17 protein-coding genes and 1 pseudogene are annotated in these 22267 nt (G+C 59.9%); 10 read left to right on the top strand and 8 right to left on the bottom strand.

Annotation, left to right across the window (positions count from 1 at the left end):
- The first annotated feature begins 87 nt into the window (after positions 1–87).
- A complete protein-coding gene (gene pdxY / locus ACA047_RS29245) occupies positions 88–960 on the top strand; it encodes a pyridoxal kinase PdxY (protein WP_497355418.1) in 873 nt (290 codons plus the stop codon).
- A gap of 58 nt (positions 961–1018) precedes the next feature.
- On the opposite strand, the gene ACA047_RS29240 is transcribed toward pdxY, so the two are convergent.
- Entirely contained in the window at positions 1019–1504 is a 486-nt protein-coding gene (locus ACA047_RS29240) for an acyl-CoA thioesterase (RefSeq protein WP_497355416.1), read from the bottom strand.
- A 277-nt stretch (positions 1505–1781) separates the two neighbouring features.
- Here ACA047_RS29240 and ACA047_RS29235 point away from each other — a divergent pair, with 277 nt between their 5' ends.
- Positions 1782–3545, top strand: a complete 1764-nt coding sequence (locus ACA047_RS29235; protein WP_497355414.1) for a cation:proton antiporter — start codon at positions 1782–1784, stop codon at positions 3543–3545.
- 21 nt (positions 3546–3566) lie between these two features.
- Here the strand turns inward: ACA047_RS29235 and ACA047_RS29230 are convergent, their stop codons facing one another.
- The 3 genes from ACA047_RS29230 to uvrD form a co-directional block, all read right to left on the bottom strand.
- Complete coding sequence (locus ACA047_RS29230) at positions 3567–3974, bottom strand: SMI1/KNR4 family protein (RefSeq protein ID WP_497355412.1); 408 nt, start codon at positions 3972–3974, stop codon at positions 3567–3569.
- Between the two features lie 140 nt (positions 3975–4114).
- Entirely contained in the window at positions 4115–4990 is an 876-nt protein-coding gene (locus tag ACA047_RS29225; protein WP_497355410.1) for a Tim44 domain-containing protein, read from the bottom strand.
- Between the two features lie 242 nt (positions 4991–5232).
- Positions 5233–7416, bottom strand: coding sequence for a DNA helicase II (uvrD, locus tag ACA047_RS29220; RefSeq protein WP_497355408.1), 2184 nt, complete (start codon positions 7414–7416; stop codon positions 5233–5235).
- Between the two features lie 261 nt (positions 7417–7677).
- On the opposite strand from uvrD, the gene ACA047_RS29215 reads away from it, so the two are divergent.
- From ACA047_RS29215 to ACA047_RS29205, 3 genes are all read left to right on the top strand, one after another.
- Complete coding sequence (locus tag ACA047_RS29215; RefSeq protein WP_497355406.1) at positions 7678–10551, top strand: putative bifunctional diguanylate cyclase/phosphodiesterase; 2874 nt, start codon at positions 7678–7680, stop codon at positions 10549–10551.
- Between the two features lie 140 nt (positions 10552–10691).
- Positions 10692–11558 carry a transcriptional regulator HexR gene (gene hexR, locus ACA047_RS29210; RefSeq protein WP_003187110.1) on the top strand — a complete coding sequence of 289 codons (867 nt, stop codon included), beginning with the start codon at positions 10692–10694 and terminating at the stop codon, positions 11556–11558.
- 164 nt (positions 11559–11722) lie between these two features.
- A complete protein-coding gene (locus tag ACA047_RS29205) occupies positions 11723–11932 on the top strand; it encodes a PA3496 family putative envelope integrity protein (RefSeq protein WP_497355404.1) in 210 nt (69 codons plus the stop codon).
- On the opposite strand, the gene ACA047_RS29200 is transcribed toward ACA047_RS29205, so the two are convergent.
- A complete protein-coding gene (locus ACA047_RS29200) occupies positions 11874–12836 on the bottom strand; it encodes a LysR family transcriptional regulator (protein WP_497355402.1) in 963 nt (320 codons plus the stop codon). The two genes, ACA047_RS29205 and ACA047_RS29200, sit on opposite strands and share 59 nt — an antisense overlap.
- Before the next feature lie 188 nt (positions 12837–13024).
- Here ACA047_RS29200 and ACA047_RS29195 point away from each other — a divergent pair, with 188 nt between their 5' ends.
- Positions 13025–14440 carry an acetyl-CoA carboxylase biotin carboxylase subunit gene (locus ACA047_RS29195; protein WP_497355400.1) on the top strand — a complete coding sequence of 472 codons (1416 nt, stop codon included), beginning with the start codon at positions 13025–13027 and terminating at the stop codon, positions 14438–14440.
- A gap of 11 nt (positions 14441–14451) precedes the next feature.
- Entirely contained in the window at positions 14452–16260 is a 1809-nt protein-coding gene (oadA, locus tag ACA047_RS29190; RefSeq protein WP_497355398.1) for a sodium-extruding oxaloacetate decarboxylase subunit alpha, read from the top strand.
- A gap of 71 nt (positions 16261–16331) precedes the next feature.
- Here the strand turns inward: oadA and ACA047_RS29185 are convergent, their stop codons facing one another.
- Positions 16332–18230 carry an autotransporter outer membrane beta-barrel domain-containing protein gene (locus tag ACA047_RS29185; protein WP_497355396.1) on the bottom strand — a complete coding sequence of 633 codons (1899 nt, stop codon included), beginning with the start codon at positions 18228–18230 and terminating at the stop codon, positions 16332–16334.
- A 27-nt stretch (positions 18231–18257) separates the two neighbouring features.
- Between ACA047_RS29185 and ACA047_RS29180 the strand changes: the two genes are divergently transcribed.
- A complete protein-coding gene (locus ACA047_RS29180; protein WP_497355394.1) occupies positions 18258–18665 on the top strand; it encodes a hypothetical protein in 408 nt (135 codons plus the stop codon).
- A 576-nt stretch (positions 18666–19241) separates the two neighbouring features.
- A pseudogene (locus ACA047_RS29175) lies at positions 19242–19493 on the top strand (hypothetical protein); the annotation flags it as partial.
- Between the two features lie 52 nt (positions 19494–19545).
- On the opposite strand, the gene ACA047_RS29170 reads toward ACA047_RS29175, so the two are convergent.
- On the bottom strand, positions 19546–20382 hold the full coding sequence (locus ACA047_RS29170) for an amino acid ABC transporter permease (protein WP_497355392.1): 837 nt from the start codon (positions 20380–20382) through the stop codon (positions 19546–19548).
- Positions 20379–21200: an ABC transporter substrate-binding protein gene (locus ACA047_RS29165; RefSeq protein ID WP_497355390.1), complete on the bottom strand. Its 822-nt coding sequence runs from the start codon at positions 21198–21200 to the stop codon at positions 20379–20381. The genes ACA047_RS29170 and ACA047_RS29165 overlap by 4 nt, the downstream gene beginning before the upstream one ends.
- Before the next feature lie 113 nt (positions 21201–21313).
- On the opposite strand from ACA047_RS29165, the gene ACA047_RS29160 reads away from it, so the two are divergent.
- On the top strand, positions 21314–22213 hold the full coding sequence (locus ACA047_RS29160) for a homocysteine S-methyltransferase family protein (RefSeq protein ID WP_497355388.1): 900 nt from the start codon (positions 21314–21316) through the stop codon (positions 22211–22213).
- Positions 22214–22267: the final 54 nt, after the last annotated feature.

The following is a 22267-nucleotide window of genomic DNA, read 5'->3' as shown; positions in this document are numbered from 1 at the left end:
TAACTGTGTCGTCGGCCTGTCGTATAGGCTGCGTTTAGTCGCATACTGCGCGGCTTGAATTTCAATCGTTTTACGGAAACTTCCCGCATGAAACGCACCCCTCATCTGCTTGCCATTCAGTCCCACGTGGTGTTCGGCCACGCTGGCAATAGTGCTGCCGTGTTTCCAATGCAGCGGATCGGGGTGAACGTATGGCCGCTCAATACCGTGCAGTTTTCCAATCATACCCAGTACGGCCAATGGGCCGGGGAGGTGCTTGCGCCTCATCAGATACCGGCGTTGGTTGAGGGCATCGCGGCGATCGGTGAGCTGGGCAATTGCGATGCGGTGCTGTCCGGTTACCTGGGCAGCGCCGCCCAGGGGCAGGCGATTCTGACGGGCGTGGCGCGGATCAAGGCCGCAAATCCCAAGGCGCTGTACCTGTGCGACCCGGTCATGGGGCATCCGGAAAAGGGCTGCATCGTGGCCCCCGAGGTGAGTGAGTTTTTACTGGAAGAAGCCGCTGCCATGGCGGACCTGATGTGCCCAAACCAACTGGAGCTGGACAGTTTTTCGGGGCGTAAGGCGCAATCGCTGTTGGACTGCGTGGCCATGGCCCGTGCGCTATTGGCCCGCGGACCGAAGGCGGTGCTGGTCAAACATCTGGCCTACCCCGGCAAGCCTGAAGACAGTTTCGAAATGCTGCTGGTGACCGCCGACGGTAGCTGGCATCTGCGTCGTCCGCTGCTGGCTTTCCCTCGCCAACCGGTGGGCGTGGGTGACCTGACTTCGGGGCTGTTCCTGGCGCGGGTGCTGCTGGGAGACAGCCTGGTGGCGGCGTTCGAATTCACCGCCGCAGCGGTGCATGAAGTGCTGCTCGAAACCCAGGCTTGTGCCAGTTACGAGTTGGAACTGGTCCGCGCCCAGGACCGGATCGCCCATCCGCGAGTGCGGTTCGAGGCTGTGCCGATCAGTCTTTGATTGATGCCAATCCATGTGGGAGCGAGCCTGTTCGCTCCCACGTTTGTTTCGTTGCCAGTTAAGGCCCGTCCGCCTTGATCTCCTGATAACGCTTCTCCAGTTCCTGGCGGATCTGCCGGCGCTGCTGGGCTTGCTCGTACCGGCGTTTTGCTTCGCCGTTCTGCGGTTGCAATGGCGGGACTGCGGCCGGTTTGCGTTGGTCGTCCACCGCGACCATGGTGAAGAAGCAACTGTTGGTGTGGCGCACCGAGCGTTCGCGAATGTTTTCGGTCACGACTTTAATGCCGACTTCCATCGAGGTGTTGCCGGTGTAGTTCACCGACGCCAGGAAGGTCACCAACTCGCCGACGTGAATCGGCTCACGGAAGATCACCTGGTCAACCGATAGGGTCACCACGTAGCGTCCGGCGTAGCGACTGGCGCAGGCATAGGCGACTTCGTCGAGGTACTTGAGCAGGGTGCCGCCATGGACATTGCCAGAGAAGTTGGCCATATCGGGGGTCATCAACACCGTCATCGACAGCTGGGCATTTCCGGGTTCCATAACGTACTCACGGTTCAAGGCAGCAATTCGGGAAGTGCGCCTCTGCGGGCGCTGGTGAGTGGCCTGTGTGGCCACTTGGTTTTCAAAACCACCGATATCGGGACGCTGCGCCTGTGGTTGCCGTCACGCCCCGATGGATCTGTTTCCATATATTGCACCGTCTTTTTGTCGGAAGTCGCGGTGTTACCCTTCAAAAGCCCGATGCGAGGGCTTTTCCTACAAAGGAAACGGACTTATCCAGCTCTGTGATGAGTCATGTTGAACAGGGAGCCCCACCATGCATGCCATCAGTTTTATTCAAGACCTGGCGATCATCATGATGGCAGCGGGGCTGGTGACCGTTCTCTTTCACCGGTTCAAGCAACCGGTGGTGCTGGGCTACATCGTGGCTGGCTTCATCATAGGCCCGCATACGCCGCCGTTCGGTTTCATCCACGACGAAGACACCATCAAGACCCTGGCCGAGCTCGGGGTGGTCTTCCTGATGTTCTGCCTGGGCCTGGAGTTCAGCCTGCGCAAGCTGTTCAAGGTGGGGGCCACGGCGTTCATCGCGGCGTTCCTCGAAATCGTGCTGATGATCTGGATCGGCTACGAGATCGGTCGTTGGTTCGACTGGAACACCATGGACTCGCTGTTCCTCGGTGCGATCCTGGCTATCTCCTCGACCACGATCATCGTCAAGGCCCTCAATGACCTGAAGATGAAAAATGAGCGCTTCGCGCAGTTGATCTTTGGGGTATTGATCGTCGAGGACATCCTTGGCATCGGCATTATCGCCTTGTTGTCGAGCATTGCGGTGAGCGGTACGGTGAGCTCCGGGGAAGTGTTCTCCACAGTCGGCAAGTTGTCGTTGTTCATGATCGTCGCGTTGGTCATTGGCATTTTGCTGGTGCCAAGGCTGCTGGCCTATGTGGCGAAGTTCGACAGCAATGAGATGCTGTTGATTACCGTGCTGGGCCTGTGTTTCGGCTTCTGCCTGCTCGTGGTCAAGTTGGAATACAGCATGGTGCTGGGGGCATTCCTGATCGGTGCGATCATGGCCGAGTCCCGGCAACTGCTGAAAATCGAGCGCCTGGTGGAGCCGGTGCGGGACCTGTTCAGCGCAATTTTCTTCGTGGCCATCGGGTTGATGCTCGATCCATCGATATTGCTGCAATACGCCTGGCCGATCGCCGTGATCACTGGCGCAGTGGTGCTGGGCAAGATGCTGTCCTGCGGCCTCGGTGCCTTTATCGCCGGCAATGACGGACGCACCTCACTACGCGTTGGGATGGGCCTTTCGCAGATTGGCGAATTCTCCTTCATCATCGCTTCATTGGGGATGACCTTGCAGGTCACCAGTGACTTCCTCTATCCGGTTGCGGTCGCCGTCTCGGTGCTGACCACACTGATGACGCCTTACCTGATCCGGGCTGCCGATCCATTGTCCGTCAAGTTGGCGACGGTGATGCCACAACGGCTGACGCGGGTGCTGGGGATGTATGGCGAATGGCTGCGCAGCATCCAACCCCAAGGTGAAGGAGCGTTGCTGGCCTCCATGATCAGACGGATTGTGCTGCAGGTCGGGGTCAACCTGGCGCTGGTCATCGCGATTTTTGTCTCGGGCGGTTTTTTCGCCGAGCGGATGTCGGTTTATCTGCAAGCGTGGATCAGCGACCCGAGTTGGCAGAAAGCGCTGATTTGGGGCGGGGCGCTGCTGTTGTCGCTGCCGTTTTTGATCGCCGCGTATCGCAAGCTCAAGGCGCTGTCGATGCTGCTGGCGGAGATGGGCGTGAAGCCGGAGATGGCCGGCCGCCACACCCAGCGCGTGCGCCGGGTGATCGCCGAAGTGATCCCGATCCTCTCGCTACTGGTGATCTTCCTGCTATTGGCAGCCTTGTCGGCCAGTATCCTGCCGACCAACAAGTTGCTGGTGTTGATTGCAATAGTTGCGATTGCCGTAGCGGCATTGCTCTGGCGCTGGTTCATCCGCCTGCATACCCGGATGCAGGTGGCCTTGCTGGAAACCCTTGATAATCACAAGGAGTCGTCCGGGCATTAACCAGCGTTGGGCGTCGGCGAATCAGCTTTCCAGCCAGACGTCCCGCGCCCAGTGCCAGACTGATTCCCAGGTCTCTTCGGCAATCAGCTCTTCTTCGGCCTGCCACAGCACCACGGTGCCGTCTTCTTCTACGCAATAATAATCGTCGCCGTCCTGGCAGATTGGGATCAGGCTGCGGTCGACACCGACATCCCAGGCGTTGGCGGCCACGTCCGGAAGGTAGGTGTGGGATTGAGAATCGGTGACGGTCACCGGCTCCAGGCTGCCATAAACGACGTCGCTGACGGTCAGCAAAAACTCTCTGAAGACGAACGGGATGTCGATGAACAGCTGCTCTTCGATCTCTACCAGCAAATCTTCGTCGGGCAACTCCAGCGGAACCGGTACGGGCTCGTTGGCTTCACGCAATTGTTCGATAATTTCTTCCACGTCCGGGGATCCTCTTTCTCGATGGCGCGGTTTATATGGAGCGGTTTATACAGTAGCTCGCTATAGATGCAACTGCGAAATAGAAAACCCCGGCACCAGGCCGGGGTTCTTTTATTTCAACATGCAAAACGCGGAAAGGTTCAACCGTTTTGGCGAATACCGGCGACCAGCCAAGGCTGGTTCTCGCCCTGGGCGCGTTCCATGTTCCAGCTTTCGCTGAATGCTTCACCCTGGTCGAAGCGAGAGTTCTTCGACACGCCGATGAAGGTCAGGGTGGCGATGGTCTTGTCGGCGCGATCATCGACGCCGTCCAGTTGCACCTGAAGATTGTCGATGTAGGTGGACTGGAAGCTATCGCCCAGATCGGCCCGCTCGCGCTTGAGGAATTCCAGCAATTGCGGGGTCACGAACTCGGCGATCTTGTCCATTTCGTTCGCGTCCCAATGCTGCTGCAAGGACTGGAAGTGGTTGCGCGCGGCTTCGACGAAACGCTCTTCGTTGAACCAGGCCGGTGCATTGATCACCGGACGAGCCGCCACTGGCGCTGCCGAGCCGCCGAAGATTGAACCGCCGGCAGGCTGCTGATTGAACACTTCACGCTGCATCGGCGCATGACCGGCCGGAGCGAGTTGCTCCTGCTGCTTGCGGCGACGGGCGGCAATGAAGCGGAAGACCAGGAAGGCGATGACCGCCATGATCAGGATGTCGAAGATCTGCATGCCCTGGAAGCCGCCGCCCATGAACATGGACGCGAGCAGGCCACCGGCGGCGATGCCGGCCAGAGGGCCAAGCCAGCGCGAAGCACCGCCGGCCTTGGTGGCTGCGCCAGCGGCACCGGCCGCGCCTGCGGTAGCAGCAGTGGAACCGGCGGCAGAGGACGGCGCCATCTGGCTGGTTTGGTGAGTCGGGGCAGCCCCCGCGCTTTTACCACCGCCAAAGCGCTTGGCGGCATTGGCGTCGATGGCCATCGTCAGGCCGATGCACAACGCCATGGCGATGCTAAGAAAACGTTTCATAATAAAGGCATTCCCATTTGTGGATAGCACGCGGGCCATGTTGCACAGGTCAACTGTCGCTGGCTAGCGACAGAGTGTTTCGGGCTTTTGCGTGACAGGTTAGGTTCAGCTTCAGCCTGCGCAAGAGGGCTTGTTCGCTTTAGGCTGTAGGAAAGGGGAACAAGTTCTATCGGAAAGGCAACAGGCACCTGACCTGTGGGAGCGAGCCTGCTCGCTCCCACATAAAAAGCTTCAGGAGCCCCCTAGATCGCCTCGAGCTTGGCATACCCCAGCATCAGCCACTTGCTGCCTTCGCTGAAGTTCACCTGGACCCGGGCCTGGGCGCCGGCGCCTTCGAAGTTGAGGATCACGCCGTCGCCAAACACCGAGTGCCGCACGGCCTGGCCGAGGCTGAAGCCGGTTTCCGGGATATCGCTGCCGCCGAACAGGCTGCTGGTGCTTTGTTGCTGGCCACCCCCGAACGGACGGCTGACGCTGTTGGACAGCCGCACTTCCTGGATCAGGCCTTTCGGTACTTCGCGTACGAAACGCGACACCTTGTTGTAGGTCTCGCTGCCATACAAGCGTCGGGTTTCGGCGTAAGTCAGCACCAGATTCTGCATGGCACGGGTGATACCGACGTAGGCCAGGCGCCTTTCCTCTTCCAGGCGCCCCGGTTCTTCCAGGCTCATCTTGTGGGGGAACAGGCCTTCTTCCATGCCCACGAGGAACACGTAGGGGAATTCCAGGCCCTTGGCGCTGTGCAGGGTCATCAGTTGGATGCTGTCTTCATGCTCGTCGGCCTGGGTGTCCCCGGCTTCGAGAGAGGCATGGCCCAGAAAGGCCGACAGTGGCGACAGGTCCTGGTCTTCTTCGGTGTTCTCGAAGTTGCGTGCGGCGCTGACCAGTTCCTCAAGGTTTTCCACCCGGGCCTGGCCTTTCTCGCCTTTTTCCGCCTCGTGGTAGGCGATCAGGCCGGACTGCTCGATGACGGTCTGGGTCATCAAATGCAGCGGCATTTCCCCGCATTTGGCGGCCAAGTCTTCGATCAGGTCCATGAAGGCCTTCAGTGCACCCGCCGCGCGGCCGGTCACACCTTTGTTGGCAACCAGCTGGTTTATGGCTTCCCACATGGATACATGGCTGTGGCGCGCGTGATCACGAATCGCTTCGACGGTCTTCTCGCCAATACCCCGCGTCGGGACATTGATCACCCGCTCCAGGGCGGCGTCGTTGCCGCGCCCTTCGAGCAGGCGCAGGTAGGCCATGGCGTTCTTGATTTCGGCGCGCTCGAAGAAGCGTTGGCCACCGTAGATGCGGTACGGGATCCGTTCGCGCAACAAGGCTTCTTCCAACACTCGCGATTGGGCGTTGGAGCGATACAAAATGGCGATGTCGCTGCGAGCCAGGCCGGTTTTCAGGGCGCTCTCGATGGTTTCCACCACATAGCGGGCCTCATCGTGTTCGTTGAAGGCGGCATAGAGATTGATCGCTTCGCCTTCGCCGCCGTCGGTCCACAACTCCTTGCCAAGACGCCCGGTATTATTGGCGATCAGGGCGTTGGCGGCCTTGAGGATGCCGGCGGTAGAGCGGTAGTTCTGTTCCAGGCGGATGACTTCGGCGTCAGGAAAGTCCGCCGAGTACTGGTGAATATTCTCGATTTTGGCGCCGCGCCAGCCGTAGATCGACTGGTCGTCGTCGCCCACCACCATCAGGCTGTCGCCGCCCTTGGCGAGCAGGCGCAACCAGGCGTATTGCACGGCGTTGGTGTCCTGGAACTCATCCACCAGTACATGCCGGAAGCGCTTCTGATAGTGAGCCAGCAGGCCAGGGTGGTCGCGCCACAGGTCCAGCGCACGTAGCAGCAACTCGGAAAAATCGATGACCCCGGCACGCTGGCACGCCGCCTCGTAGGCTTCGTAGATGCTGCGCATGGTCGCCAGGAACAGGTCGCCGCTGGCCTGGATGTGTTGTGGGCGCAGGCCTTCGTCTTTCTGGCCGTTGATGAACCACTGGGCTTGACGGGCCGGCCAGCGTTGTTCGTCCAGGCCCAGTTCGCGGATCACTCGCTTGACCAGGCGCTGCTGGTCGTCGCTGTCCAGAATCTGGAAGGTCTGGCTCAGGCCGGCTTCCTGCCAATGCGCCCGCAACAAGCGGTGCGCCAGGCCGTGGAACGTACCGACCCACATGCCCGCCGGGTTGATACCCATCAGCTGCTCGATGCGATGGCGCATCTCGGCAGCGGCCTTGTTGGTGAACGTCACCGACAGGATCGAATGGGGCGAGGCGTTTTCGACCTGGATCAACCAGGCGATACGGTGCACCAGCACTCGGGTCTTACCGGAGCCGGCACCGGCCAGGACCAACTGACGGCCCACGGAGGCAGCTACGGCCTGGCGTTGGGCATCGTTGAGGGAGTTCAGCAGAAGGGAGAGATCATCGCGCATCGGGGCATTCTAGGGTGCGGCGTCACCCCGGGCAAACCGAGCTTTGCATCAGCCGATAAAAGACCGGTGGATGATGACCGGTTGGTCATGGGCTACAGGCGTTGGCGGGGCTCGCTCGAAGGGCTCGTTACCCAATGAAATCGCGACTTTTTTCAGCATTTTTTAGCGCGCAAGCAGTGTGGGATGGCGTTTGGCTTGTGTATGCTCCGTGCACGTTTCGGGTTCTCCATGCTCCGTTGAATAAGAACAAGAACAGTGTCTATGAACCTTAATTCCGATCCGGCGGGGCCCTGTGTGGAACCCCGGGTCATCCGCAAACAGTACGCCACGGAGATGGCGGTCGAACGCACACGTCTGTTATATCAAGGCTCGTTGCTACCCACGCTGTTCATGCTGGTCAACGGTCTGGTTTGCGCCGCCCTGTTATGGGGGCCGTCGCGGTATTTTCTGGTCAGCGTCTGGCTCGTCTGGTTGCTGTCATTGGTGGCGCTGCGGGTGATTCAGGTGGCTGCCTTCGATTCGGCGATGCCAAGCCGCCAGGCACACCCGGTCTGGTTGCGCATGTTCTTGCTTGGCTCGGCCATGACGGGCCTGACGTTGGCTGGGGCTGGCATCGCGCTGGTTCCGGCTGACAGTTTCCAGCAACAGGCCTGGGTGTTCGGCCTGATTGGCGCGGCCACGCTGTCGGCCAGCGTGGCCTATGCTGTGAGCCTTCCGGGGTTTCTGTCCTTTACGTTGCCCTGCCTGTTACCGGCCATCGGTTATCTTTTCTGGGGCGGTGATGAACAGCAGCGCGGATGGGGCTGGCTCGGGCTGGTGGTGCTGGTCTCGTTGAGCGTAGTGGCCTGGCAGGTCAACCGGCTGATACAAAATGGCTTGCTGCGACGGTTCCAGAATCAGGCGCTGATCGAGCATTTGCAGCAGGCACAAACCCGTAGCGCGCAGCTCAACGAGGCGCTGGGCCGGGAGGTCGAACAACGTCGTTTCGCCGAGGAAAAACTGCGTGCGGCCCAGGTTGGCCTGGAGGCGCGGGTAGCGCAGCGCAGCCTTGAGCTGGAGGCGGCCAGCCAGGCCTTGAGTAAGAGCGAGGCGCGGCTGGCCCTGGCCCTCAATGCCAGTGAGCTGGGGTTGTGGGACTGGAACCTGCAGACTGACGAAGTCCACCACACTCAACTCAAGGAACTGTTCGGCCTGGAGCCCGAATACGTCACGGCCATGCTCAGCCACCTCACCCCGCGCCTGCATCCCCAGGACCTGCCGGCCCTCAAGCGTGCCCTGGTCGAACACCTCAAAGGCCGCAGCGAGGATTACCAGATCGAATACCGGGTGCGCCACGGCGATGGGCACTGGGTCTGGATCGAAGACCGTGGCCGGGCCGTGGAACGCAGCGCCAGCGGTCGAGTGCTGCGCATGGTCGGTACCCGCCGAGACATCAGCGCCAATAAAGAACTCGAGCAGCAACGGCAGCTGGCGGCGACGGTGTTCGAGGCCGCCAGCGAAGGCATCGTGATTTTCGACCCCGGCTACGTGCTGCTCGCCGCCAATCAGGCGTTCACGCGGGTCACCGGCTTCAATATCGATGACATGCTGGGGCGCAACGTGGTCGACCTGCCGTGCAGTCGCGATGCGCGCCGGCACTATCCGGTCATTCGCCAGGCCCTCAAGCAGCACGGCACCTGGCAAGGTGAGCTGGTGGAGGCACGGGCCAACGGCGAACTGTATCCGCAGTGGCTGCAACTGAGCGTGGTGCGCGATACCCGGGGAAATGTCAGCCATATAGTCGGCTTCTTCGCTGATCTTTCGGCGCGACGCGAATCCGAAGAGCGGATGCGCTACCTCACCCATTACGACGAGCTGACCGGGTTGGCGAACCGCTCGCTGTTCCGTGAGCGTCTGCAGGAGGCCCACCAGCGGGTGCGCCAGGGCGGACGGCGCAGCCTGGCGTTGCTGCATATCAACCTGGATCGTTTCAAATTGCTCAATGACAGCCTCGGCCATGACATTGCCGACCAGCTGTTGCAGAAGATGGCCCGACGCCTGATCAATGCGCTGTCTGAGGCTGACACCATCGCCCGATTGTCCGGAGATGAATTCGCCGTGCTGTTCGATGCCTATGGCAACCTCTCCAGCCTGGCGCGGGTGGCGACCCGATTGTCCGCCAAACTGCGCCTGCCGCTGACCATCGAAGGTCATGAGCTGGTGGTCAGTGCTTCCATCGGCATCAGCATGTTGCCGGACAACGCGCGGGAAATTTCCACCCTGGTCAGCCAGGCGAACATGGCCATGCAACATGCCAAGCACCTGGGCGGCAACAATTTCCAGTTCTACACCGAAAGCCTTCAGGCCAGTACGCTGGAGCGCCTGCAACTGGAGAATCACCTGCGCAAGGCCCTTGAAGAGCAGCAGTTGAAGGTCTTCTATCAACCCAAATTGTGCCTGGCGACCGGTCGCCTTAACGCCGCCGAGGCGTTGGTGCGCTGGGATCATCCAGCCATGGGCCAGGTCCCGCCGGGGGATTTCATCGGTCTGGCCGAAGAAACCGGGCTGATCGGGCCGATTGGCGAGTTCGTATTGCGCCAGGCCTGTTGGCAGGCGTGCGAATGGCAGCGCCAGGGACTGCCGCCGATCAGGGTGTCGGTCAATCTGTCGGTGCATCAGTTACGTCAGGGCAAGCTTGTCAGTCTTGTGCGACAAGTGCTGCAAGAAACCGGTCTGGCGCCCCAATACCTGGAGCTGGAACTGACCGAGAGCCAGTTGCTCGACAGCGTTGAGCACATCATCGCCACGTTCCAGCAATTGCGCGACCTTGGGGTCAAGTTGGCGATCGACGACTTTGGCACCGGCTATTCGTCCCTGAGTTATCTCAAACGCATCCCGGTGGACTACGTGAAGATCGACCAAGCGTTCATTCGCGGGTTGGAGGAGGGCGGCGAGGATGCGGCAATTACCCGGGCGATCATTGCCATGGCCCATGGGTTGTCGCTCAAGGTAGTGGCCGAAGGCGTCGAGCGGCAGGAGCAGCTGGAGTTTCTGAAAGCCGAGCAGTGCGACGAGGTTCAGGGCTATCTCATCAGCCGACCGGTTGAGGCCCAAGGCCTGGCCGCGTTGCTGAAGGCCGATGAGGACGGTTTATAGCCCCTGGCTGCTACATGGCGCGTATGCTGCGTGAAACCGGGACATGGAGTTACGTATTGGGCAGGCAAAAAGCCAATTCTTGTAGTATAACTACAAGCTTGCTACATCCCGGCATCTGCCAATAACAAGAGTCCAGCCCCTTGAACCTGTTGCAACACATCGCCCAGTCACGCCACCTGCTGCGCAAATCGGAGCTGAAAGTCGCCGATCACGTACTGCTTGATCCTGCGGCCGTGATGCACAGCTCCATGGCCGATCTTGCCCACAGCGTCGGCATCAGCGAACCGACCATCGTGCGTTTTTGCCGGGCCATCGGTTGCTCGGGTTTTCAGGACCTGAAACTCAAATTGGCGCAAAGCCTGGCGGCCGGTGCGAGCTTTGGCCAGTTTGCGATCCATGAAGACGATTCGGTCGCTGACTACAGCCTGAAAATCTTCGACACGACCCTGCACACCTTGATGGAGGTTCGCGAGAAGCTCGACCCGGTGGCGTTGCAAAAAGCTGTCACGGCCATGTCCCAGGCGCAACGCGTCGAGTTCTATGGCTTTGGTGCCTCGGGCGCGGTGGCGGCAGATGCACAGCACAAGTTTTTCCGCTTGCTGCTCACGGCGGCGGCCTATTCCGACCCGCACATGCAGGCGATGTCGGCGGTCACGTTGAAACCCACCGATGTGGCGATCTGCATTTCTCAATCCGGGCGCTCCAAGGACCTGTTGATCACCGCCAATCTGGTGCGCGAAAGCGGCGCCTCGCTGATCACCTTGTGTCCGAGCCAGACCCCATTGGCCGAGCTCTCGACAGTGAACCTGGCTATCGACGTGCATGAAGACACTGAAATCTACACGCCGTTGACCTCGCGCATTGCTCACCTGGTGGTGATCGACGTGCTGGCAATGGGCGTTGCCATGGCGCGCGGCCCGAGCCTGGTCAACCACCTCAAGAGCGTGAAGCGCAGCCTGCGAAGCCTGCGGCTGTCGCCCAAGTCGGTGAAGGCGTTGGATGATTGATTCATAAGCCCTGAGGCCGAGGGCTTCTGCGTGGCGAGGGAGCTTGCTCCCTCACCACAGGGTATGTCACCGGCCAAATTCATCGTTTTGTAACTCACGCGCCGCCAAACCGTCACCCCGCGCCTTCATTGTGAAACTCCCGTATACGTCTTGGGAGTCTCGACATGACCCAGTCCTACGAAGATCGCAGCGCCGCCAAAACCCGTCGTCAGCAGGAAGACCAGCGCCGCATGGCGTTCCGTCGTGCAATTGAAGACCGCTGCGAGCAGCGTCAGCTTCTGGCAGAAATCAGCGAATTTCCTGACACAGTGGAGTTCAATTACTGGCAGGCATCGTCGACGGCTTCCCGTCGAAACGCTCAACCAGGCCAATGATCTGAGCGCGCTCACCGCGAACGAACGCCAGGAAGGCGTGGGCCACCGGTGACAAGCGTTTCGCCCTGGCCTGCACCAGGCACCAGCTGCGAAATAGCGGCAATTCCTCAACCGGCAACTCAATGAGCGCGCCGGACGTCAGTTCCCGGCTCACGGCGTGGCGCGTTAACAGCGCCACGCCCAGGCCCGCCAACACGCATTCGCGTTGCGCCTCCGCCGACGCCACCTCCAGTGTCTGGGTGAAGTGCACCCGTTTCTCCTTGAAGTATTCCTCACAGGCCTGCCGCGTGCCTGACCCTGGTTCGCGCAGCAGCAACGTATAAGGCTCCAGACTCTGCAAGTGCAGCGCGCCCATGTGGCACAGCGGATGGTCGGGCGGCGCCACGGCTACGATCGGATTGTTGAGAAACGGCAGGAACTCCAGGCCCATGTCCTGAGGCACCATGGACATGATCACCAGGTCATCACGGTTGTCCGAGAGCCGTCGAATGACCTGCCCGCGATTGACCACGGTGAGGTTCAGGTTGACCTCCGGGTGTTGGCGCTTGAACGCGGCGAACAGGTGCGGCACGAAGTACTTGGCGCTGGATTCCACCGCCAGCTTGAGTTGGCCTTGCAGCGACCCCTGCATGTCCGAGAGCTGCATATCGAGGTTTTCCAGGCGCCCGAAGATGTCTCGGCTGGCGCGTTGAAGGGCTTCGGCGGCTTCGGTCATGTAGAGCTTTTTGCCGACATACTCGAACAGCGGTTGGCCAATCAGCTCCTCAAGTGAACGAATCTGTAGGCTAACGGCCGGTTGTGTGAGAGACATTTCGTCGGCTGCGCGGCTGTAGGACCGCAGATCGCACACCTCGTGGAAAATCTGCAGTTGACGCAATGTCATACGCATCAATGACTTACGCATTTAATAAACACTCTGGAGCGAGACGGATAGCTCAACTATAAGTCTTTGCTTATGCACGACCCAATAATTATTCATTTTTGTTAATCCCAAGCCAGGACTAGTGTGGTGCTGCGACCGATTGTTACATCTGGTCACGCGTCGGCCTGAACCTCCAGGTCGTGGTATCACCGGCTTAAGGGAACCTCCAATTGATAACAAAGATCCTGATCGCCAACCGTGGTGAAATTGCCGTTCGAATCGTGCGCGCTTGCGCCGAGATGGGCATTCGCTCGGTCGCGGTCTATTCCGACGCTGATCGCCATGCGTTGCATGTCAAGCGTGCGGACGAGGCCCACAGCATCGGTGCCGATCCGCTGGCCGGCTACCTCAACCCGCGCAAACTGGTGAACCTGGCCGTCGAAACCGGCTGTGACGCGTTGCACCCCGGCTACGGTTTCCTTTCGGAAAACGCCGAGCTGGCGGACATCTGCGCCGAACGCGGGATCAAATTCATTGGCCCGTCGGCGGAAGTCATTCGCCGCATGGGCGACAAGACCGAAGCGCGCCGCAGCATGATCAAGGCCGGTGTGCCGGTCACGCCGGGTACCGAAGGCAACGTGTCGGGCATCGAAGAAGCCCTGATCGAAGGTGATCGTATCGGTTATCCGGTGATGCTCAAGGCCACCTCCGGCGGTGGCGGTCGCGGTATCCGTCGCTGCAACAGCCGTGAAGAGCTCGAACAGGCTTTCCCACGGGTTATCTCCGAAGCCACCAAGGCGTTCGGCTCGGCGGAAGTGTTCCTGGAAAAATGCATCGTCAATCCCAAGCACATCGAAGCGCAGATCCTGGGCGACAGTTTCGGCAATGTGGTGCATCTGTTCGAGCGTGATTGCTCGATTCAGCGTCGCAACCAGAAGCTGATCGAAATCGCCCCCAGCCCGCAACTGACGCCTGAGCAGCGCGCCTATATCGGTGACCTGTCGGTGCGCGCTGCCAAGGCTGTGGGCTATGAGAATGCCGGCACCGTGGAGTTCCTGCTCGCCGAGGGCGAGGTGTACTTCATGGAGATGAACACCCGGGTGCAGGTGGAACACACCATCACCGAAGAAATCACCGGCATCGACATTGTCCGCGAGCAGATCCGCATCGCCTCCGGGCTGCCGCTGTCGGTCAAGCAGGAAGACATTCATCACCGTGGCTTTGCGTTGCAGTTCCGGATCAACGCTGAGGACCCAAAAAACAACTTCCTGCCCAGTTTCGGCAAGATCACTCGTTACTACGCCCCCGGCGGCCCGGGCGTGCGCACCGACACGGCGATCTATACCGGGTACACCATTCCGCCATTCTACGATTCGATGTGCCTGAAACTGGTGGTCTGGGCATTGACCTGGGAAGAAGCGATGGACCGTGGCTTGCGGGCCCTGGATGACATGCGCCTGCAGGGGGTCAAGACCACCGCGGCGTATTACCAGGAGATTCTGCGCAACCCGGAATTTCGCAGCGGCCAGTTCAATACCAGCTTCGTTGAAAGCCACCCTGAACTGACCAACTACTCGATCAAGCGCAAACCCGAAGAGCTGGCCCTGGCCATCGCCGCCGCCATTGCCGCCCACGCAGGCCTGTAAGGAATATGACAATGTCCAAGAAGATTCATGTAACCGACACAATCCTGCGCGACGCCCACCAATCGCTGCTTGCCACCCGCATGCGCACCGAAGACATGCTGCCGATCTGCGACAAGCTCGACAAAGTCGGCTATTGGTCGCTGGAAGTCTGGGGCGGCGCGACATTCGATGCCTGCGTGCGCTTCCTGAAGGAAGATCCGTGGGAGCGTTTGCGTCAACTGCGCGCGGCGTTGCCCAACACCCGTCTGCAAATGCTGCTGCGTGGCCAGAACCTGCTGGGCTATCGCCACTACAGCGATGACGTGGTCAGGGCGTTCGTCGCCAAAGCTGCGGTCAACGGCATTGATGTCTTCCGTATTTTCGATGCGATGAATGACGTGCGTAACCTGCGGGTCGCCATCGAGGCGGTGAAAGCTGCCGGCAAGCACGCTCAGGGCACCATCGCCTACACCACCAGCCCGGTGCACACCATTGAGGCCTTCGTGGCCCAAGCCAAACAAATGGAAGCCATGGGCTGCGATTCGGTGGCGATCAAGGACATGGCCGGTCTGCTGACTCCGTATGCCACTGGCGAACTGGTGAAAGCGCTGAAGTCCGAGCAGTCGTTGCCGGTGTTCATTCACTCCCACGACACCGCCGGCCTGGCCGCGATGTGCCAGCTCAAGGCTATCGAAAACGGCGCCGATCACATCGACACCGCGATCTCCAGCTTTGCCTGGGGCACCAGCCATCCGGGCACCGAATCGATGGTCGCCGCCCTCAAGGGTAGCGAGTTCGACACCGGTCTGAACTTAGAATTGCTGCAGGAAATCGGCCTGTATTTCTATGCCGTGCGCAAGAAGTACCACCAGTTCGAAAGCGAGTTCACCGCGGTGGACACCCGTGTTCAAGTCAATCAGGTCCCGGGCGGGATGATTTCCAACCTGGCCAACCAGTTGAAAGAGCAGGGCGCGCTGAACCGCATGGGCGAAGTGTTGGCGGAAATCCCGCGAGTTCGCGAAGACCTCGGCTTCCCGCCGTTGGTGACCCCGACCTCGCAGATCGTAGGTACCCAGGCCTTTTTCAACGTGTTGGCCGGTGAGCGCTACAAGACCATTACCAACGAAGTGAAGCTCTATTTGCAGGGCGGCTACGGCAAGGCACCGGGCTTGGTGAATGAGAAGCTGCGTCGCCAGGCCATCGGCAGCGAAGACGTGATCGACGTGCGTCCGGCCGACTTGCTCAAGCCGGAAATGACCAAGCTGCGTGGCGAAATCGGCGCGCTGGCCAAGTCCGAAGAGGACGTGCTGACCTATGCCATGTTCCCGGACATCGGTCGCAAGTTCCTCGAAGAGCGCGAAGCCGGCACCCTGACGCCAGAAGTGCTGTTGCCAATCCCTGAGGCGGGCGGTGTGAGCTCGGCGGGCGGAGAAGGTGTGCCGACCGAGTTCGTCATCGATGTTCACGGCGAAACCTACCGCGTCGACATCACCGGGGTGGGCGTCAAGGCCGAGGGCAAGCGTCACTTCTACCTGTCCATTGACGGTATGCCGGAAGAGGTCGTGTTCGAACCGCTCAATGAATTTGTCGGCGGCAGCAGCAGCAAGCGCAAGCAAGCCACTGCGCCGGGCCATGTCAGCACCACCATGCCGGGCAACATCGTCGATGTGCTGGTCAAGGAGGGCGACGTGGTGAAGGCCGGTCAAGCAGTGCTGATCACCGAAGCCATGAAAATGGAAACCGAAGTACAGGCGGCCATCGCCGGCAAGGTATCCGCGATTCACGTGGCCAAGGGCGACCGGGTCAATCCGGGCGAGATCCTGATCGAGATCGAAGGCTGAATTAACAGCCTCGATACAACGTTTTAACCTCGGGGGGGCATGTGCTCCCCTTTTTTTTGCCCGCGAAATGGTCAGAACATCATTCGCCATTGACCCATCAGCGCACCGTTGCGGTTGTCTTGACCGGTTTCACCGCTGTAACTCAATCCCAAGGTATGACGTGGCGAAACGGCCAGGTCCAGCCCTGTTTCGAAGAGCAGGCTGTCGCGGTCCAGCTCGATGCCTTCGACGGTATAGGTGTTGCCGGCGCTGGCCAGGTGCTGGCGGGAAGTGCCCTGGGTCTCGCCATACAGGTGTTTCCAGCCGAGATTCAAGCGGGGCGTCAGTCGCATGCCTTGGTCAAGAGAGAAGGCCCGGGCGATGCGCAGGCCCAGGTTGCTGTTGTAATTGTCCTGAGACTGGCCACTGAACTGCAGCGCCGCGTCGCCACCTTTCTCTGTATAGCGATCACGTTGATAGCGTTGGTAGCCCACGTGGACATAGGGCTCGACATCGAAATGCCCGACGTTCAGGTTGTAGCCGAGTTGCCCAAAGACTTGCTGGGTGTTGGCATCGTAACGACCTTTGAGGTGATCCCTGAAACCGTTGAAGGCTACGTGACGCTTGGTGCTGCCGTCATGACTACCGTAAACGGCGCCCAGGCGCAGTGTTATTGGCCCGTCCTGATGCAAGGCATAGGCGCCCACGTGCCAGCTGTTGAGCCGGCCGTCGAATCGGTGACTGTCCAGCCGTGTTTGCGTCTTGCTGCCGATCACACCCAGGCGCCAATCCGGGCTGACTGCCCAGTCGGTACCCAGCATCAGACCTTTGGTCGAATGCTTCAGGGCATCGCTGCCCAATTGCTTCCCGATGCGGCCGCTGTTGCCGATGGCCTGGACCCAGACTTGGCCGTCGGTATGTACGCTCTCCGAATTTCTCCGGTCCATGGCCGAGAGCATGCCGGTGCCGATTGGCGCGATGCTGCTCAGGGTGGCATTGCCCAGGTCAGCCGCGTTGTACCCGCTCAGTTGGTCAATGGCGTCGGCGGCGGTAGTCATATCGCTGCCGAGCAGGGCGTTGATGGCTTTGTTGGGTTTTGCTTCTGGCTTGGCGGCGGTCGTCATGTTGGTGCCGAGCGGGGCGCTGATGGCGGCCTTGGGGTGGGCGACTGCCTTGGCGGCATGCAATTGGCTGGTGGGTTTTGGTGTGGTGCTGATGATTTCTGGCGGTTCAGCGGGCTTGTCTGTTGGGGCCTCGGTTTTTGGGTTGGCTGCGGGTGCCTGTGCGACGGTGGGGACGTCAATGGGTTCGGCTGGTTTGACCGATTGCGGCTCTTCGATACTGGCCGCAAATGCTCGCCCTTTATCGGAAGTGGCTGCTTCCTTGAGTGGGACATCGTTGCGGGCATAAGTCAGTCTGACTTGCGTATCGGTGGGGATCAGCGTCGCCGTCATGAATGCCAGCTTACTGGAGACTGTGCCGAACGCTCCTTCGATCTTCCCCGCGCGAATGACCGTGTGCTCGCGCGCCTCAATGTATTCGCCCGGCACGCCGGCAACTGTCAGTGCCGCGTTATGCAGGAACGCGGTGCCTTCAACGTTGATCGTGGAGCTACCGCCATCTGCATTAGCCCCGTAGATCAGTTCGGCAGTCTGCGCCAACGAGAAATCCTTGGTAATGGAGGGTGCGCCCATTTCGGGGCCGACTTCCAACCGACCCGCGACACTCAAGAACTCCACTGTTCCATTGCCGCTGAAGCTGGCCTTCTCACGCACTTCCACACGACCGGCCACTCCCGAGTTCATCATGTGGGCACCTGGCTCGACAGTCACGCGATTGGCCACCACTCCCTTGTTATCGAGCTTGCCAAGCACGCCCAGTTGTTCGTCGATTCGGCCAGTGTTGATCAACGTGGTGTTCGGCTCGATCACTCCCCAGCCAGCGAAACTCCCGGTGTGCTGCCATTCGCCTTTGGCAACCTGCAAAGCCATGAAGTTGCGGGTCTCAGCCAATATTGAATGTTTGGCGGCATCAAGTCGCAGAACGTTTTTTCCACCGCCGCCATCAATGATTCCGGGGAATTTTCCATTTCCGCTGATGATGACCAAGTCATTTTTGCCAGTCCATTTCGCATCACCTTTGCGGGAGGTGTTGGCATTTTGCTGCTTGGTGTCTGTGGCTTCGGCGAAGGCCTTGAGGCGCTCTTGTTGCTCGGCGGTTGTGGAGATATCGGCTGGTTGCTGAGCCATCGAAACATCGACGCAACCAAGCGCCAAGGCGACTGCCAGGGCAAGGTGTTGGGGTGGGTAAAGGTGTTGAATAGACATCGAATGCGGCCTCTCTTGAAAGGAGTCCGCACTTTAAAAATTTCACTCTGGGCGGCGATGCCAGCCATCTCCTCGCCATGGGAAAGATTCGGTGGATGAAATTCGTAGGCTGCTTGTGCTGCGATCAGTGTGTCGTCTCGTTGGCTTTCATGGTTCGAAGCTTTGCCCTACGACCGGTACAGATCTTTCTATTTGACGGGCATTTGGAGAAACAATCATCGCCCTCGGATGCCTTGTTTGAATCGTTGGGATGAGGATGAGGCGTAGTCAGGCAGCGCTCAATCGGAAGCGCAACTGATCAACTGCTCGATACAGATTGGGCTCGCAATGGTAGGCTTCCGGCCGATCAAAATTGAGCTTTGTAAACCCATTCTGTGTTTCGCGTAGGATGGTTCCGAGATACGGAAACTCAGCGTTGTATCGTTAGGGCCTCGCCTATAGTTCTCTCGTCACCGACAGATCGGTGATCGATCTTAGCCGGTCGAACAAGAGTGCACGGGCGCCCCCAATGGCGGCGCTTTTTGCTGCCTGTGTTTTTACATTTATGGCGGCTGTGCGGGGGACATCTTCGGGTGTGCCGGATTCTCTTGTCCGGTCGGCTAACCCGCGTACAGCTGCCACCCACATTCGTTTAGCCGCGAACGGTGGTAGCTCCTAACTCAAGAGAGCAACCCGATGATCAAGTACCACCCCCCTCAAGCAAATACCGGCGTCGGCGCCACACTGTTTATCGACACAGAAGCTGGTGCATCCGATCTTTTGGAAACCGCTGCACATCGCATCAAAGCCGCTCGAGACTTACTCAACAGCGTTTCCTGTCTATGCCTGAAAAACGCCGAGGGTTATGACCTGGAGCATTTCGCCAACGCCGCGCATCTGTTGTTACAGGACGGTTGCGATGCGCTGGAAGTGTTGGGGTGGAGCATCGGTGGATGTGATCTCCAAACTTCACCTGCTAGCGATTCGGTTGCACCTCAGCTCAGCGATTATTCAGATACGCCTTCCCATAATGCCGCTCCATCCGCGCCTGGATCAGCTCCAGTGCGATGGACATCAGCCAATAGATGATCGCCGCCGTGGTGAGCATTTCGATGTATCGGTAGCTGGAGCGTCCATAGGATTGCGCCAGGAACATCACTTCCCAGACGCCCATCACCGAGATCAGGGAGGAGTCCTTGAGCATGGAGATGAATTGGTTGGTGGTCGGCGGGATGATGGTGCGCATGGCCTGGGGCAGGGTGACGCGCCAGAAGATCACGGTTTCGCTCAGGCCCAGCGCCAGTGAGGCTTCGCGCTGGCCATGGGGTACGCCGAGGATGCCGGCGCGGAAGATTTCGCTCAGGTAGGCGCCGTAGTTCAGCGACAGGGCGATTATCCCGGCGGCGATGGCGCCCGGCACCACCCCCAGTTGTGGCAGGCCCAGGTAGATCAGCAGGATCTGGATCAACAGCGGCGTGCCGCGAAAGAACGACGCATAGAAACTGGCAATGCCGAACGCCACGGCGCTGCTGGACAGCCGCGCCAGGGCGGTGATGAAGCCCAGCAATGACGAAGCGACGATTGAACACAGGCACAGAAACAGCGTCAGCATCGCGCCTTGCACAAAGCCGTTGGGCGCCAGGTGCAGGCCGATCAGGTTCGGAAGTTTGTCCAGGATGATGGAGAACTTCAGGTCGAAGCTCAGGAAAAAACTCGCGAACAGCACCAGCATCGCCGCCCAGGTCAGGTACAGCCGGGTGCGAAATCCGAAGATTTTTTGCAGACGCGACTCGGCCACCGGTTGCGGTGGCCTAGAAGGGGACGGAAAAGAGGTCATTGGCTGATGTCGGCGCCGATCCATTTTTGCGAGAGTTTGCTCAAGGTGCCGTCCTGTTTCAACTGGGCGAAGACTTCACGCACCTTACGGTTCCACTCGGCGTCGCCCTTTTCGATGGCCACCGAGTTCGGCTCGGAATAGAGCGGCTCGCCGGCCAGTTTGAAGCGCTTGTCTTCGCTCAGGCGCGGTTGTGCGGTGACCAGGTTGGTCAGCACCGCATCCAGGCGCACCCCGGCGCCCAGGCCCAGGTCCTGGAAGGCCACGTTGTCGGTGTCGTACGGGGCGATCTGTACCTCTTCGAAGGGGTAGCTCAGTTGGGTGTCTTCGGCACCTTCGATCACCAGGTTCTTGTTCAGGTAGCTCTCGTAGCTGGAGGCGCTGGTGAGGCCGACTTTCTTGCCACTCAGGTCCTTGGCGCCGTGGATGCGGTCGTCCTTGGCGTTAACCACGATTACCGCCGGCGAGGCGTAATATTGCACCGGGAAATCGAACACTTCGGCGCGAGCCTTGCTCGGCGTCATGGAGCAGATGCAGATGTCGTAGCGACCGCTCCAATGTCCGGCAGCGATTACGTCCCAGGAGGGTGTCTCCAGGCGCAACTTCACACCCAGTTTCTGCGCCACGGCTTTGGCCACGTCCACGTCAAAACCGTCGAGCTGGTTCTGATCGTTCAGGAAGGAGAAGGGCGGGTAGCTTTCCATCAAGACACCGACCAGTTCTTTCTTCTGCTCGATGCGATCCAGTGTGGCGCCAGCAAGGGCTTGCGAAGAGGCGGCCAGCAGAGTCAGGCCCAGGGCCAGCAGTGGTTGAAATTTCACGAGAGATCCCTGGCTGAAAAATAAGTTGTAGTTAACCGATTGGTGCGTATTAAATAGTTATAAGAACAACTCCGGTAGTGAGTATTTTTCATAAGCTTATGAGTGAATCGCATATGGGCTCAGCAACGACAGTCATTCTCGATGGCGGCATGGGCCGCGAACTGCAACGCCGGGGCGCGCCGTTTCGACAGCCCGAGTGGTCGGCGCTTGCCTTGAGCGAAGCGCCCCAGGCGGTAGAAGCGGTGCACGCAGCTTATATCGCTAGCGGCGCCAATGTAATCACCAGCAACAGCTACGCCGTGGTGCCGTTTCATATTGGCGAAGCGCGCTTCGCTGCCGAAGGCCAGACACTGGCGGCGTTGGCCGGAGAGCTGGCGCAGCGTGCGGTGCAGGCTTCGGGCAAAGCGGTACGGGTTGCCGGGTCGCTGCCGCCATTGTTCGGCTCCTATCGGCCCGATCTGTTCGATGCCGCCCGCGCCAGTGAACTGCTGACGCCGCTGGTGAAGGGCCTGGCGCCCCACGTCGACCTGTGGCTGGCCGAGACCCAGAGTTCTACGGTCGAAGCGCGGGCGATTCACGCTGGGCTGCCGAAGGATGGCAAGCCGTTCTGGCTGTCGTTTACTTTGAAAGATGAAGACACCGACGAAGTGCCGCGCCTGCGTTCCGGCGAGCCGGTGGCGGAAGCGGCGGCGGTTGCGGCGCAGCTGGGCGTCGAGACGCTGTTGTTCAACTGCAGTCAGCCAGAAGTGATCGGTGCAGCGATTGATGCGGCGCGGGAAACGTTCGAGCGTCTGGGGGTGAAGATTCACATCGGTGCCTATGCCAACGCCTTCCCGCCGCAACCGAAGGAAGCGACGGCCAACGACGGGTTGGACCCGTTGCGCGAAGACCTTGATCCACCAGGGTACCTTCAGTGGGCGGCGGACTGGCAGAAACGTGGGGCCAGCCACCTGGGCGGCTGCTGCGGGATCGGGCCGGAGCATATTGCGGTGTTGGCGCAAAAGCTGCTCTGAACCTTGATGTGGAAACTGCTCCTGTGGCGAGGGAGTGCTCCCTCGCCACGCGTC

The sequence above is a fragment of the Pseudomonas sp. LBUM1664 genome (assembly GCF_059695895.1).
Note: the sequence above shows the minus strand (reverse complement) of the source record. Positions and strands in the feature narration are given on the sequence as shown.